The 13,282-nt window shown below is 69.0% G+C and carries 10 protein-coding genes and 1 pseudogene; 5 read left to right on the top strand and 6 right to left on the bottom strand.

Annotated features, from left to right (window positions below):
* Positions 1–36: 36 nt before the first annotated feature.
* On the bottom strand, positions 37–543 hold the full coding sequence (locus tag ACFYXH_RS24095) for a methylated-DNA--[protein]-cysteine S-methyltransferase (RefSeq protein ID WP_389566455.1): 507 nt from the start codon (positions 541–543) through the stop codon (positions 37–39).
* Positions 544–846: 303 nt separating this feature from the next.
* Here ACFYXH_RS24095 and ACFYXH_RS24090 point away from each other — a divergent pair.
* Positions 847–3,628: pseudogene (locus ACFYXH_RS24090) on the top strand (exo-beta-D-glucosaminidase).
* Between the two features lie 55 nt (positions 3,629–3,683).
* Here the strand turns inward: ACFYXH_RS24090 and ACFYXH_RS24085 are convergent.
* Positions 3,684–5,093 carry a tannase/feruloyl esterase family alpha/beta hydrolase gene (locus tag ACFYXH_RS24085; protein WP_389566452.1) on the bottom strand — a complete coding sequence of 470 codons (1,410 nt, stop codon included), beginning with the start codon at positions 5,091–5,093 and terminating at the stop codon, positions 3,684–3,686.
* 32 nt (positions 5,094–5,125) lie between these two features.
* On the bottom strand, positions 5,126–6,601 hold the full coding sequence (locus tag ACFYXH_RS24080; RefSeq protein ID WP_389566449.1) for a PHB depolymerase family esterase: 1,476 nt from the start codon (positions 6,599–6,601) through the stop codon (positions 5,126–5,128).
* Between the two features lie 322 nt (positions 6,602–6,923).
* On the opposite strand from ACFYXH_RS24080, the gene ACFYXH_RS24075 reads away from it, so the two are divergent.
* The 3 genes from ACFYXH_RS24075 to ACFYXH_RS24065 all read left to right on the top strand — a co-directional run bounded on the left by ACFYXH_RS24075 (position 6,924) and on the right by ACFYXH_RS24065 (position 9,287).
* Positions 6,924–7,877, top strand: a complete 954-nt coding sequence (locus tag ACFYXH_RS24075; protein ID WP_389566446.1) for a YbhN family protein — start codon at positions 6,924–6,926, stop codon at positions 7,875–7,877.
* A gap of 102 nt (positions 7,878–7,979) precedes the next feature.
* The gene (locus ACFYXH_RS24070) at positions 7,980–8,750 is read left to right on the top strand and encodes a type 1 glutamine amidotransferase domain-containing protein (RefSeq protein ID WP_389566443.1); all 771 of its coding nucleotides are present in this window, start codon (positions 7,980–7,982) and stop codon (positions 8,748–8,750) included.
* A 117-nt stretch (positions 8,751–8,867) separates the two neighbouring features.
* Complete coding sequence (locus ACFYXH_RS24065) at positions 8,868–9,287, top strand: DoxX family protein (protein WP_389566440.1); 420 nt, start codon at positions 8,868–8,870, stop codon at positions 9,285–9,287.
* Between the two features lie 33 nt (positions 9,288–9,320).
* Here the strand turns inward: ACFYXH_RS24065 and ACFYXH_RS24060 are convergent, their stop codons facing one another.
* Together ACFYXH_RS24060 and ACFYXH_RS24055 are read right to left on the bottom strand one after the other, a co-directional pair.
* Positions 9,321–10,367, bottom strand: a complete 1,047-nt coding sequence (locus ACFYXH_RS24060; protein ID WP_389566438.1) for a tetratricopeptide repeat protein — start codon at positions 10,365–10,367, stop codon at positions 9,321–9,323.
* 255 nt (positions 10,368–10,622) lie between these two features.
* Positions 10,623–10,823, bottom strand: coding sequence for a DUF5988 family protein (locus ACFYXH_RS24055; protein ID WP_389566435.1), 201 nt, complete (start codon positions 10,821–10,823; stop codon positions 10,623–10,625).
* A 148-nt stretch (positions 10,824–10,971) separates the two neighbouring features.
* On the opposite strand from ACFYXH_RS24055, the gene ACFYXH_RS24050 reads away from it, so the two are divergent.
* Positions 10,972–11,688 (top strand): flavodoxin family protein, encoded by a 717-nt coding sequence (locus tag ACFYXH_RS24050; protein WP_389566432.1) that lies wholly within the window; start codon positions 10,972–10,974, stop codon positions 11,686–11,688.
* Between the two features lie 116 nt (positions 11,689–11,804).
* Here ACFYXH_RS24050 and ACFYXH_RS24045 read toward each other — a convergent pair whose 3' ends face one another.
* Positions 11,805–12,929: a S1 family peptidase gene (locus tag ACFYXH_RS24045; RefSeq protein WP_389566429.1), complete on the bottom strand. Its 1,125-nt coding sequence runs from the start codon at positions 12,927–12,929 to the stop codon at positions 11,805–11,807.
* Positions 12,930–13,282 lie beyond the last annotated feature (353 nt).

Below are 13,282 nucleotides of genomic sequence, written 5' to 3'. Positions count from 1 at the left end.
ACGGTGCCGCCTCGATCCGTGGTTCGAGGCCCGCGCTCAGGCGGCCTGCAGGACGCCTTCGTGAGTGAGGAGCTGCTGCTTGCGCTCGAGGCCGCCGGCGTAGCCGGTGAGTGAGCCGTCGGCGCCGATCACGCGGTGGCAGGGGCGTACGACGAGCAGCGGGTTGGCGCCGATAGCGGTGCCGACGGCGCGGACCGCAGCACGGTGCGCGCCGATCTGCCTGGCGATATCGCCGTAGCTGAGGGTCTTGCCGTACGGGATGATCTCCAGCGCGTTCCAGACCTGTCGCTGGAAGTCCGAGCCGGTGACGAGGAGTTCGATGTCGAAGCGGGTGCGCTTGCCGCCGAAGTACGACTTCAGCTGGGCGGCGATCTCGGTGAACGCCTCCGCGTCCTCGCTCCAGCCGTCCTGGACCGTTGCGCCGCCTTTCTGGCCGGGGAGGGAGAGTGAGGCAAGCGCGGTGCCGCCGCTGGCAGTGGCGGACCTCTCGCCCACCAGCAGCAGTTCGCCGAGCGGGCTGTCGATCGTCGTGCAGAGGGTCATCGTTCTGATCCTTTCTGGGTGGTCCAGCGGTGTTCCGCCATCAACTCTGCGGCGTGTCGCGGGCTATGGCTGGCGGAATTCGGACGTCGCGTTTCACGGCACTGTCAGCGGGGCCACCGCGGCGGAGAGCAGGAACACACAGCGATGACCTTCGCGATGATGCCGCCCAGCCGCCCACCCGGATTGCGCCATCCGGGGCAACAAGTGGGGCGCCTCATTGACATGACCCACTCAGATCTCTAGCGTCGAAAATCAGTTAGTAAAGATTCCTAACTTGAATGTTCCGAAGCTGCCGAAGCCCAGATGCTCCGCACAGATCCCTGGGAGACCACCGTGGCCCACCGCCCCGCCCTGTACCGGCGCCTGGCCGCTACGGCCGTCGTCCTCGGCCTGCTCCTCACACTCCACCGGAGCGCGACGTCCACCACCCCCGCCGGACACTCCGCCCGCGGACCGGCGGTGACCCACGTCGCCACCGCGCCCGGCAGCAGGACCGCGCTGTCCGGCTACCGGATCCAGTCGACAGCCAAGGTCTCCCATTCCCCGGCCGTTGTCTCCAGCCCCGGGTATCCGGCCACCGGCTGGCATCCGGCCGGACCACGGTCCACCGTTCTCGGTGCCCTGCTCGCGAACGGCACGTACGCCGATCCGTTCTACTCCACCAACCTCAAGAAGATCCCGGCGGCCGACTTCGCCGTCCCGTGGTGGTACCGCTCGGACTTCACGGTCACCGACACCGCTGGGCCCCTCCCGCCCGACGGCGGGCAAGAAGGGCGCACCTACCTCGACTTCAGCGGAGTGATCTCCGCCGCCGATGTCTACGTCAACGGCAGCCAGATCGCGACCAGGAGCGCGGTGGCCGGTGCGTACACCCACCATGAACTCGATATCACCGCCCTGATGAAGTCCGGCACCAAACACGGTCGCGTTCCGCGTCCAGCCCAACGACCCCAACAAGAACCTCACCATGGGCTGGATCGACTGGCTCCAGCCTCCGCCGGACGAGAACATGGGCATCGTGCGCGATGTTCTGGTGCGCCGCGGCGGCCCGGTGGCGCTGCGCGACACGCACGCTGTCACCCAGCTCGCGGTGCCCTCGCTCTCCTCCGCCGAGGTGACCGTCAAGGCGCAGGCCCGCAACGACTCGGCGAATCCGGTCACCGCCACCGTGTCCGGCACGCTCGGCACCAGTACCTTCAGCCAGGACGTCACCCTGGCCCCGCACCAGACGAAGACGGTCGTCTTCGCCCCCGCCGCCTACCCGCAACTGCACCTGCAGGCACCGCGCGTATGGTGGCCCGCCTCGATGGGCGAGCAGCCGCTGTACGACCTCGACATGACCGCCACGGTCACCGGAACCGTGTCCGACACCGCTCACGAGACCTTCGGCATCCGGGATGTGAAGGCACCGCTGAACAGTGACGGCGCCCGCCAGTACAGCATCAACGGCCGCCCGTTGCTCATCAAGGGCGGCGGCTGGTCCCCCGACGAATTCCTGCGCTGGGACCGTACATACGTGGCGGACCGGCTCAGGTACGCACTCGATCTGGGACTCAACACCATCCGGCTGGAGGGACACATCGAGCCGGACGAGTTCTTCGACCTGGCCGACCGCTACGGCGTGCTGGCCCTGCCGGGCTGGGAATGCTGCGACAAGTGGGAGGGCAACAACAACGGCAGTGAGCCCGGTGACAGGTGGACCGACGCCGACTATCCGGTCGCGAAGGCGTCGATGGCCGCCGAGGCTGCACGGCTGCGCGACCACCCCAGCGTCATCTCCTTCCTGATCGGAAGTGACTTCGCCCCCGACGCGAAGACCGAGAAGAACTACGTCGACGCCCTCAAGGAGACCGACTGGTCCACTCCGGTGGTCACCGCGGCCTCGGCCAAATCCTCGCCGATCTCAGGTAGTTCGGGCATGAAGATGACCGGCCCCTACGACTGGGTCCCGCCCAACTACTGGTATGCCAAGCGCGAGGGCGGAGCCACCGGCTTCAACTCCGAGACCAGCGCCGGCCCCGACATCCCCACACTCGACACCTTGCGCCGCATGATGTCCCCCGCCGAACTGGAAACGCTGTGGCGCAACCCCTCCGCCAAGCAGTACCACCGCTCCCCCTCGAGCACCTTCAGCACTCTCAAGCTCTACAACAACGCCCTGAGCGGCCGCTACGGCGCCCCCACAAGCCTCGATGACTACGTACGCAAAGCGCAGCTCGCCCAGTACGAGAACGTGCGCGCGCAGTTCGAGTCGTACGGACGGAATGCCACCGACTCCTCCAAGCCCTCCACCGGCGTCGTGTACTGGATGTTCAACAGCGGCTGGACCTCACTGCACTGGCAGTTGCTGGACCGCTACCTGGACCAGGGCGGCGCCTACTTCGGCGCCAAGAAGGCCAATGAGCCGCTGCATGTCCAGTACTCCTACGACAGCCGGTCGGTGGTCCTCGTGAACAACGGGCGCGCTTCCGCCTCGGGCCTCACCGCGCGCGTGACGCTGTTCAACACCGACGGCACCGAGAAGTACGACAGGACCGCATCCGGGCTGACGGTGGCCGGCGACGGTGCGAAAACCACCGCGCTGACCCTGCCCTCGTCGGTCGCCGGACTGTCCACCACGTATCTGGCCAAGCTCGTACTCACCGACAGTACGGGCAAGGAGTTGAGCCGCAACGTGTACTGGCTGTCCACCAAGGCCGACGTCCTCGACTGGGACAACACCGACTGGTACTACACACCCACCACCGCGTACGCCGACCTCAAGGGGCTGGGCTCCATGGCGAAGGCCGCCCTGTCCACGACGGCGAACACCACGACGGGCGCCGACGGGACGTCCACGACCACGGTCACAGTGCGCAACTCGGGCACGGGCAAGACCCCGGCACTGCTCACGGACGTCCATCTTGTGAACGGCGACGGCGTGCCCGTGCTGCCCGTCCAGTGGTCCGACAACCAGGTCAGTCTCTGGCCCGGCGAATCGACGACTCTCACCGCCGCCTACCGCACCGCCGACCTGCACGGTTCCGCGCCCCGCCTGCGGATCTCCGGCTGGAACACCCCGACGACGACGGTGTCCGCACGCTGATCAACACCCCCTGGACCGCCTGCTGCCGGTCGCCCCATGCGCCCCGCTTGCGCTCTCACTCTTGACGGGGTTGTGTGCCGTCGAGGGGACAGTCGGTGAGCAGCGTGCCCGGACCGGCCGCCGCCGGGCGGGCCACAGTGTGGCTGGGCGCTGGCTGCCTGCCCTGTCCGGTCCAGGCCTCCAAGGCGGTGAACGCTGAGCGGTGGCAGGGCGTCAACGGCCGCAGCCGGTCCGGAAAGACGTCGTAGAGCGAGTCGACGTGCGTGCCGCCTTCGACGCGGTAGTAACGGAACAGTTTGCCGCGGCCGGCTTCGCGCACCATGCGGGCGTACACATCCGAGTCCCGGCCGATGGGCAGCAACACATCGAGCGTGCCGTGCAGACTGATCAGTGGCTTCCCGATCCGGCCGGTCAGCCCTATCGTCGCGACGGCACGGCGCACCTCCGGGGGACGGGACGTGTACGCGTAGTCCGCGTCGCACGCGGGCGTGCCGGGCGCGCAGTACGGAGTGCCCGCATCGGTCGGCCCGTCGTACCCGGGGTCCAGCTCCTCCCGGTAGATCCGCTGGGTCAGATCCCAGTAGTACTGATGGTGGAAGGGCCACAGAAACTCCGAGCCTTCCGGATATCCGGCGGCGAGCATCGCCCGGTGTGCCGCGTCGGCGCCGGGGCCACCGGCTGCGTACACCGGGTAGTGGCGCAGGGCGGGTGGCAGGAAGGCCAGCAGATTCGGTCCGCTCGACCGCCAGAGGGTCCCCTCCCAGTCGACGCCGCCGTCGTACAGCTCGGGGTGGTTCTCCAGCTGCCAGCGCACCAGATAGCCGCCGTTGGACATGCCGGTGGCAAGCGTGCGGGAGGGCGGGCGGTGGTAGCGCCGGGCGACGACCGCGCGGGCGGCCCTGGTCAACTGCGTGACGCGGTCGTTCCACTCGACGATCGCCTCGCCAGGCGCGGCGCCGTCGCGGTAGAAGGCCGCGCCGGTGTTGCCCTTGTCGGTGGCGGCGAAGGCGTATCCGCGGGACAGGACCCAGTCGCCGATGGCCCGGTCGTTCGCGTACTGCTCGCGCACGCCCGGGGAGCCCGCGACCACCAGTCCCCCGTTCCAGCGGTCGGGCAGCCGGATGACGAACTGCGAGTCATGGCTCCAGCCGTGGTTGGTATTGGTGGCGGAGGTGTCGGGGAAGTAGCCGTCGATCTGGATACCGGGCACACCACTGGGCGTGGCAAGACCTGCGGGTGTCAGCCCGGCCCAGTCGGCCGGGTCGGTGTGACCGGATGCGACCGTCCCCGCCGTCGTCAACTCCCCGAGACAGGCAGTCGCTTGGCGCTCGGCGCCCGGCACCTGCAGCCGGGTGATCCGGTTGCAGTGGCCGGTCGCCGGCGTCTCGGGCGGTTGCTGTGCGACGGCCGGGACGGCGGTGAGCGCGAGCAGCAGCGCGGCCGTGTACGAAAGAGCGAAGGGCACGGGGAAACCTCCTGGGGCGTACCGACCGTCGGTCAGGGGCAGTTGCCGTCGGCGACGACGAAGTAGCCGACGGGTGATTCCTTGAGCGTGTGGGTGACGAAGGTGTTGTAGAGGCCCATGTTCTGCTGGGAGCCCTTGGCGTAGGCATAGCTGCCGTCGGTGGTGGCCCGGCCTGCCTGCACCTGGTGGTAGTTGTCGGCTGTCCGGCAGGCCGCCGCGCCGCCGGTGGTCGTGGCCGTGACCTGGCCGGAGCGTGCGCCTTCGGCCCCGGCCGCGTCGCGGGCGGCCACGCTGTAGTCGTGCCTTGTACCCGCGCTCAGACCCGTGTCGGTGAACGGGGCGCCCGACGGAGTGGCGATACGTGTCCCGTCCCGGTACACCGCGTAACCCGCCGCGCCCTCAACTGCCGTCCAGCTCAAGGTGATCGAGGTCTGGGTGGCGCCCGTGACGGTGAGCCCGGCCGGGGCCGGCAGGCCGCCGGGATCAGGCGCGGAGCCGTCGAGGCCGAAGAACTCGGTGATCCAGTAGCCGGAGCAGATCGAGTCGATGAAGTTCGCGGTGCCGGTCTGCCCGCACTGCTGGGGCCCGCCGCCCGGGTCCACCGGCGTGCCGTGGCCGATCGCGGGCACCCGGTCGACCTCGACGACGACCCTGCCGTCCGCCCCGAGATACTGCTCGCGGCGCGTCTGATTCGGCCCGATGGTGGAGGTACGGTCCGGGCTCTGGTCCACTCCGTGCACGTCGGTCCACTGGTCCCGCAGTTCATCGGCGTTCTTCGGCACGACCGTCGGGTCGTTGTCGCCGTGCCAGACCGCCACCCTCGGCCACGGCCCGGAGTACGCGGGATAGGCGTCGCGGACCCGCTGCGCCCACACCGCGGGCGTACGGTCCACGCCGGGGTTCATACAGGTGAAGGCCCCCGTGTCCTTGGTGCAGTCGTACGGCAGTCCAGCGATCACCGCGCCCGCCTCGAAGACATCGGGGTAGGCGGCGAGCACGACCGAGGTCATGCCTCCTCCGGCCGAGAGACCGGTGACATACGTACGCCCCGCATCGGCGCCGTAGGTGCTCTCGGCATGCGCCACCATCTGCCGGATGGACGCGGCCTCGCCCTGCCCGCGCCGGTTGTCGGCGGCCTGGAACCAGTTGAAGCAGCTGCTGGAGTTGTTCGCGGACGTCGTCTCGGCGAGGACCAGCAGGAACCCGTGCCGGTCTGCGAACGTCGTGAGCCCGGAGTTGTCGGCGTAGACCTGGGCGCTCTGCGTGCAGCCGTGCAGGGCGACCACGACCGCCGGATGTGCGGAGAGGCCGACGGGCCGGTACACGTACATGTTCAGACCGCCGGGATTGGCGCCGAAGCTGCTGACTCTCTCCAGGGGTACGGCCGCCTGCGCGGCGGGATCCGGGGCGAGCCACAGGGTGGCGGCGAGCAGAGCGAGTACGGCGCCCACGCGACCGGCGGCCCGGCGCATACCGGCAGGCTTGGGCGGGCTTGTGCGCAACAGCATCCGAGACCTCCCGCAGACGTAGCAAGGTGCCGGTCACAGTAGGAACGAGCCGGTCGCCCGCGGAATGGTGACGCCACCCATAGCGGCGGCGGCCGACGGCGGTGCGCGCACTGTTGCACGTGCGGCGTCCGCCTGCTAAGAGCCCGAGCCGCCGATCGAACGGGCGAGGGCGGGCGGGCGGGCGGCACAGGCGACGTCGCTTTCCAGCAATCATCGCGCCCGCCGTCCGTCGGCCGTACGACGCCGGGACGTCGCCCGCCGCGGGGAGCCTGATGGCGCGACTACTTCCCGGCAGCGTGAGAAGCGGAGACCGACCGAGGCGATGGCCACATCCCATGGAAACCTCCTTCGGGGGCTGCCACTGCGACAGATCGCCTGCCTGGTGCCGATCGCTGCGGTCGGCATCTGGGCGGCCCAGCACTGGCCGCTCATCACGGCCGGCGGCAGCCAACTCCTGTCCGCCAACCAGTACTGGCTGCTGCTCGCTGTCACGCTCACCGTGCTGGGATGGGTCGCCGTATCCTTCACGCGCCAGGGAGCGACCCTCGAACGCCTCCCCCCGCTACGACTGTTCGTGACGCAATTCGCCGCGGGTGCCGCCAACCATCTCCTCCCGGCAGGGCTCGGTGCGGGCACGGTCAATCTGCGCTTCCTCCAGCGCTGCGGACTCTCGCTGCCCCGCTCCTCCGCCGCTCTGGCCCTGCACATGCTGGCGGCGGGCACAGGGCGAGCGGTACTGCTGCTCGCTCTCCTCGCCGCCTCTCCGCACGCGCTGCAACTGGAGGATCTCCTGCCGCACGCGGCAGGCCCGGTGCTGGTGGTGGCGGGATCTCTGGTGTGCGCGGTAGCGGTCGTGCTGGTGGCGGTACGGCCACTGCGCAGAGCCATCCGCGCGTTTGTCGACACCGCGCTGCGGGACGCGCGCTCCGTGCACACCAGGCCTGCGCGCGTACTGGCTCTGTGGGGTGGCGCCGTCGCCTATCCGACCCTGCAGGCTGCGGGACTGGTCGCCGTGGCGATGGCGCTGGACGTGTCCATTCCGGCCGCCCATGTCGGGCTCGCCTATCTCGCCGGGAGCACGCTGGCCGCTGTGATCCCGACACCCGGTGGCATCGGCTCGGTGGACGCGGCACTCGTCATAGCGCTGGTCATGGCCGGGGTTTCGGTCGCCGTGGCCACCTCTGTGGTTCTCGGTTACCGGATCATCACGGTGTGGCTGCCGCTGCTTCCCGGTGCCCTCGTACTCGGTGTCCTGGTCCGCTCGAAGGTGATCTGAGAGCCGCTTGCGGCGCCGGTGCCTCGGACCGGCCGGCCGGGATCGGCCACTGCGGCCGGGCTATACCGGGACGCTGAGCGAAGCCCCTGCCATGATGCTCGGATGCGTGTACTGATGCCGGTTCCCGACCGCGATTTCGACGTCACCGAGGTGGCCGTGCCCTGGCGGATTCTCACCGCCGCCGGGCACCAGGTCGTCTTCGCCACCGAGCGCGCGGGAACAAGCCCCGCCGCGGATCCGCTGCTGCTGACCGGCGTGCTCTTCGGCCAACTCGGCGCCGAGAAGGAACCCAGGGACTTCTACGACGAGCTCACCCGGTCCCGGGAATTCGCCGCGACCGTGGGCTGGGCGGATATGAAGGTGGACGAGTTCGACGGGCTGATCCTGCCGGGCGGCCACGCGCAGGGGATGCGGCAGTATCTGGGCTCGGAGGTGCTGCACCAGCAGGTTGGCAGGTTCTGGGCGCTGGACCGGCCGGTCGGCGCGATCTGCCACGGCGTGCTGGTCCTGGCGCGGTCGCGTGCGGGCGTCGGCGGCCGCAGCGTGCTGGCGGACCGTCGTACGACCTGCTTGCCGAAGTACATGGAACGCTCGGCCTATCTCACCACCGCATGGCGCCTCGGCCGCTACTACCGCACCTATCCGGCTTATGTCGAGGACGAGGTCAAGGCCGCGCTGGACGATCCGGGCACCCTGTTCGAGCGCGGGCCCAGGGTGCTCACCGCACGCGGAACCGCGACCGACGACTCACATGCGTACGTCGTGCAGGACCGCAACTACCTCTCAGCCCGTTGGCCGGGGGACGCATACCTTTTCGGCCGCCGGTTCCTCGAACTCCTGGAAGCTTCCGGATCCGCCGGATCGCAGCCCTGACCCGGGTCAGGGCCCGCCCCGTGCGGTGTGCGTCCGCCCGCATGGATTTCATCTCCGAGGCGTAGAATTACCGACAGGAAATTTTACGTTCAATTACCTGCGACGCCGGAGGTAACCGTGGACGTCCTCGTGCTCATCGGTCGCATTCTCTTCTGCGTCATGTTCCTCAACTCGGCGGTCGGCCACCTCACCAAAGCGAAGACCATGGCGGGCTACGCCGGCGCCCGAGGTGTCCCCGCCCCCGCGGTGGCGGTCCCGGCCAGCGGGTTGCTCCTCCTCGCCGGCGGACTGATGGTGGCATTCGGGGTCTGGGCGGACCTGGGCGCACTGCTCCTGGTCGTCTTCCTGGTCCCGACCGCGCTCCTGATGCACTCCTTCTGGAAGGAGACCGCCGAAGAGGCCAAAACAATGGAGATGGTCAACTTTTTCAAGGATCTGTCACTGGCCGGTGCGGCGCTGATGCTTCTCGCGTTCTTCTCCTATGTGGGCCACGATCTGGGACTCACCCTCACGGGCCCACTCTTCGACATCAGTTGATGGCTCAAAGCGGAGACAGCACTCGCCCCGCGACTACGAGGACCGGGGTCCCTGAGCCCCCCGGTGAACCCCCGCCAGCTCGTCCCGGAAGGCGATGACCGTCTGCCGGGCGTGACGCAGCCCGATCCGCTTGAACTCGCCCTCCAGCTCCGCGAGTTCCGCGAGCGTCGTGTCCGGTGCACGGCCGTGGCGGGAGCGGGACTTGATGAGGCCGAGGCGGGACAGCGCCGTGCCGCGGGGCTCGTTCATATCGCGGAATTCGCGCAGGGAGAGTGTGTAGGCGACGCAGGCCTCCTCGTAACGGGCCGCGCGGAAAAGAACGTTGCCGCGCATCTTGTGGTTGTAGGCGAGCGCGCCGGCCAGATCCATGTCACGGCAGATGGTTTCGGCTTCGGTCAGCAGTGTCAGTGCCCGCTCCGTATCGCCCTGCACGGACACCACGTCGGCTATGCCGCGCAGTGACCAGGCCCTCCCGCGTGCGTCGTCCGCGTCGTCCGCGATCCGGGCGCATTCCTCGAACAGTTCTAAGGCCTCTTCGTATGCGCCGGTGTTGCGGTGCATCTGCGCGATGCCGGACATCGCCCAGACCATGTGCCGGGATTCGCCGTGAGCCCTTGCCTGTGCGAGCAGTTGCTCGTGCATCTCCGCGACGGCCTCGTAGTCCCCCTGGATCCGCCCCGTCTCGGCGAGGCCTGCGAGCGAGTAGCCATGGGCGAGTCGATCACCGCTATCGGCTGCGAGGGCGACGGCAGCGGCCAGCAGACGGCGGGCCAGCGGCAGGGCTCCGCACTGCCGGGCCAGCGTGCCACCGCTCCACAGTGCCCACGCCATCGCGCCCCGGTCGCCGGCCTGCCGGGCGGAGCGGTAGCTGTCGCGCCAGGAGTCACCGGCTTCGGCCACCCGGCCCAACCGTCGGTTGGCCTCGGCGACGGCGAGCGAGGCCCGGGCGCGGTCGAGTGCCGAGACGGCGTTGCGCCGCGCGTGGCTCGCAGTGGCGAGCACCTCGTCGTACGAGGAATTGACGCCCAGCATCGAGCCCAGTTCGCCCTGGTATTCGGGGGCGAATGCCTTGTCGTACATATCTCCGTGGCCTCCTGATCATGGCGGTGACTGATCAAGAAGCTATGAGCCGGCAGGTATGCGGCGAATCCCCCGGCGTATGTGTCATCCGGTACGACCAAAGTGCTACGGGACCGGAGCCGATCATCATCGAGACGTACGGGGCACAGCCTCGACCTGCGAGAACGAGGAGTTCCCGGGCAGGCCGGACGGGCGCAGCCCTACCCTGAGACTCGGTGCGGGCCCGGCCCGCACCGAGCTTTGGTCACTCAGGTCCTATTCGGCGATCTCCGTCCGTTCCCACCATTCGTAGACAGGCAACCGTCCCTCCGGGCTCTCCTGATGCCGCGACGTGACCTTGAAGTGCTCGTACCCGCCGCGGTGCGGAATCTTCAGCTCTTGTCCGGGAGGGGTGATCGGGACGATCCGCTCCTGCAGATCATCCGGGCCACCCTCAAGGATTGCCTTGCTAGCCATGACCCCAGTCTTCCTATCCACGCCACCACTCGCACCTTGGGCGGCGACAAAGGGTGGGGGTCTCATACGTTCGGGCCACCGATGTGGACCGCCTTGTACGGCGGTAGCAGGCTGGGGGCGTACTCCCACCGCCAGGAGGAGACGGCCGATGCCCTCGAGGACGTACCGCTACGACCAGCTGCGCGCCCTGTTCATCAACTGCACGCTCAAGCGCTCCCCCGAGACCAGCAACACCGAGGGCCTGATCGACAAGAGCCGCACGGTCATGGAGAACGCCGGCGTCACGACCGACGTGATCCGCGCCGTCGACCACGACATCGCTACCGGCGTCTGGCCCGATATGACCGAACACGGCTGGGAGACCGACGCCTGGCCCCAGCTGTACGAGATGGTCACGGCCGCCGACATCCTCATCCTCTGCGGACCGATCTGGCTCGGCGACAACAGCTCCGTGATGAAACAGGTCATCGAGCGCCTCTACGCCTGCTCCAGCATCCTCAACGACCGTGGTCAGTACGCGTACTACGGCCGCGTCGGCGGCTGCCTCGTCACCGGTAACGAGGACGGCGTCAAACACTGCGCCATGAACATCCTCTACAGCCTCCAGCACCTCGGCTACACGATCCCGCCGCAGGCCGACGCCGGCTGGATCGGCGCAGCCGGACCCGGCCCCTCCTACCTGGACCCGGGCTCGGGCGGCCCGGAGAACGACTTCACCAACCGCAACACGGCCTTCATGACCTGGAACCTGATGCACCTCGGCGCGTTACTGAAGGAGGCGGGCGGCATCCCGGCCCATGGCAACCAGCGCTCCGAGTGGGACGCCGGCTGCCGCTACGACTTCTCCAATCCCGACTACCGCTGAAGCACCGGCCATGGCCTGTCGAACCTCCCCGCACACGGCAGAGCCCGCCGCGGCGGAGGGCCGGCTCAGGCTCAGAATCCGTGTCGCGACGGGCTCGGCCCGTGGGGGGCGGCTTGTCAGGCGGTGTGCAGCGTCAGGCCGTACCGGCCGAGGATTTCGTTGATCGGCTGGTACCAGGTCTCGCCTCCGCCGCTGCAGTTGCCCCAGCCACCGGAGGTCACCCCCTGGGCCTGATCGCCGCTGATGAAGGATCCGCCCGAGTCCCCGGGCTCGGCGCAGACGCTCGTCTTCGTCATCTGATGGACCGCGCCCTGGCTGTAGTTGACGGTCTCGTTCTTGGCCAGGACATTGCCGCAGTGCCAGTGCGACGTGGAGCCGGAGCGACAGATCGAGGCGCCGACGGGGGCCTCGGCGGAGCCGCGGACCAGCTGGTCGGAGACTGTGCCCCAGCCGAGGACCACGGGGACGGTCCACCAGCCGTTGCCGACGCTGACCCAGGCGTAGTCGTTGTCGGGGAAGGACGAGCCCTGGAACGCGCCGATGGCGGAGCCGTCCCAGCCGCGGACCGCCGCTCCCGGCTGACCGCAGTGCCCGGCCGTGACGAAGCCGCCGTACACGGAGAAGCCGATCGAGCACCGGACGTTGCCGGTGTAGTACGGGTCGCCGCCCACGGTCCCGGCCGCGAAGGTAGTCGGCGCCGCCGTCACCTCCTTGACCTGGACCGGACCGGCTTGGCGGGCTCGGGCGAGGAAGTCTTGGACATCGTTGTCACGTCGCTCGGAAGCGACAACGTTCACGACGACCCGGTTGGCCTTCGGGTCGACGTGCCAACTGCTGACACCGGCCGGAGCAGCCAGCTTGTCGATCTTCTTCTTGGCCGAGTCCAGCTGTTGCGCGCTGTGCGTCACCAACCGGACCGAGGCACCCGTCGCGCGTACGGCGTCGGCGTGCAGCCCGCTGGTGACGGCCACGGTCAGCTTTCCGCTGTCCGCGTCGAACCAGGAGCCGCCGAACGACGCTCCTGCGGCGCGCCGCGCCTTTCCTTCGACGGCGGCCGCCGTCTGCTCCGCCCTCAGGCGCGCCTCCGCCTGACTCTTCGTCAGGCCCAGGTCCTGTTGCATGGCGGCGAGCAGACCGGCGGAGGCCTGCGGTTCGGAAACGGGGGCGGGGGCGGGAGTTGCGGCAGCGGCCGGGGCGAGCCCGACGGCTGCCCAGGCGCCCAGAAGGAGAAGCGCGGACATACCGGCGCGTATACCTGTCGTGCGTCTCAAGGCTTTGACCCTTCGGTTGTTCCAGCTTCGTGGGGGATGGAACAGCGAGCACACGAGAGCGCTCTCACAGTGCGCCCGGCCGGAGCGTAGCCGAGAAAAATCATCAGGTCCATGCCAACGAACCGCCGCTGGGCCATGTTGGCCGGATTCCGGGCAGGGGTCCGCGCGCTCGGGCGGCCCGTATTTTCCCGTCACGCCCGTCACGCCCGCCACGGCCGCACCGCTGACACCGGCCACAAGCACCCGGCAGGTCACCCCGGACGAAGCGCTGCGCAAGTTGGCCGCCGGCCACCGGCGATGGGGAGAGCGGGGCCGACGCCCGG

This window comes from Streptomyces sp. NPDC002730 (genome assembly GCF_042888805.1).
GTDB lineage: Bacteria > Actinomycetota > Actinomycetes > Streptomycetales > Streptomycetaceae > Streptomyces.
Note: the sequence above shows the minus strand (reverse complement) of the source record. Positions and strands in the feature narration are given on the sequence as shown.